Raw genomic sequence first — 1039 nt, forward strand, 5'->3', positions numbered from 1 at the left:
TGCTCTCGGGCAAATAAAAAAAGTGGAAGAAACGTTTAGCAGTAAACCGGTCATCTCCCTAGAATCCACAGGTCACTACTCAGCGCGTATCGTCCACTTTTTCATAAAACAGGGGTTTGAAGTCTACCTCATCAATCCCCTCATTTCTCATTCTATCAAAAATTCTGTCGTAAGAAAAGTCAAAACAGACTCTGTAGACGCATTTGAGTTGGCCAAATTACTCTTCCTGCAAGATTTCCATCCTGCCTATATCCCCAGCGATGCATTCGCAAATTTGAAGATCTTGACTAGAACCAGGTTTCAGCTTGCCAATCAGAGAACTACGCTGTTGAATCAATTAGTTGCTGCCATCGAACAAGTAGCTCCCTTATTTCCTAAAGTCCTAAATCCCGCATCGTTGACCGCACTCACGCTATTAACCACCTTTACCGCTCCATCGGAGTGGCTAAAAGAGGTAAATCAGCAAGCAATTGTATCGATGTTAGAAACATTACCGAGGAAGGGTAAAAACTACGGGGATAAAAAATATAGAGCTTTGCTAGATTGCGCCAGGGATGCTGAGGTTACTGGAATTGACTTAGCAGCCAATGTTACTACTGTACAATTCTATGCTAATGGTGTGCTGTTCATGGATCATCAATTAAAAGCCCTTGATAATCAGATCGATGAAGTGGCAAATCAACTACCTGAATTTATTTTACTCAAAAGTATTCCCGGGATTGGGGCTATTTTGGCATCGCTTATCTTGGGAGAGATTGGTGATATCAATAGGTTTACTAATGCGAAACAACTTGTAGCTTATTGTGGAATGGATCCATCTGTACGCCAGTCGGGCAATTATGTGGGCACTAAAAACAGGGTGACCAAAAGAGGATCTCCTTTCTTAAGACGTTCACTCTATATGGTTGCAACAACGGCTATACGTAAGAATGCTAAGGGGGCGTTGGTAAATTCGGTGATATATGACTATTACCAGAAGAAGATACAGACTAAAACCAGGAAACAATCGTTGGGCGCTGTTATGAATAAACTATTGCGA

At 41.7% G+C, this 1039-nt stretch carries 1 protein-coding gene; it reads left to right on the plus strand.

Annotated features, from left to right (window positions below; all coding sequences use genetic code 11):
- Nucleotides 1-1039: IS110 family RNA-guided transposase (locus LMF89_RS25375; protein WP_229537588.1), on the plus strand; the 1039-nt coding region annotated here is incomplete at both ends.

It is taken from the genome of Pelosinus baikalensis (assembly GCF_020819555.1).
GTDB classification, from domain to species: Bacteria; Bacillota; Negativicutes; order DSM-13327; family DSM-13327; genus Pelosinus; species Pelosinus baikalensis.